Below are 259 nucleotides of genomic sequence, written 5' to 3'. Positions count from 1 at the left end.
AATTTTGAACGCATCATGTTCATAAATTGAATTTCAAAATCTGTTTGATACTGGTTTAAAACAGCTTCAAAAGGTTCTGCTTCTTCAACTAGAGGATATAATGCATTAGCAAGTTGCAATAAATTCCAAAGTGCAATATTTGGCTGATTGCCATAACGATAACGTTTATGTTCTCGATCAGTGGTATTTGGTGTCCACCCAAAATCAAAATCCTCTAACCACCCATAAGGTCCATAGTCTAACGATATGCCTAAAATTG

General features: G+C 34.7%; 1 protein-coding gene. It reads right to left on the bottom strand.

All coding sequences use genetic code 11. The features are described 5' to 3' along the window. The coding region (locus tag ACRHNM_RS17205) for a protein adenylyltransferase SelO family protein (protein ID WP_431137869.1) at positions 1-259 on the bottom strand (259 nt) is incomplete at both ends.

This window comes from Psychroserpens mesophilus (genome assembly GCF_050617655.1).
GTDB classification, from domain to species: Bacteria; Bacteroidota; Bacteroidia; order Flavobacteriales; family Flavobacteriaceae; genus Psychroserpens; species Psychroserpens mesophilus_A.
The sequence above is the reverse complement of the archived record's forward strand: the minus strand, read 5'-3'. Positions and strand labels throughout refer to the sequence as shown.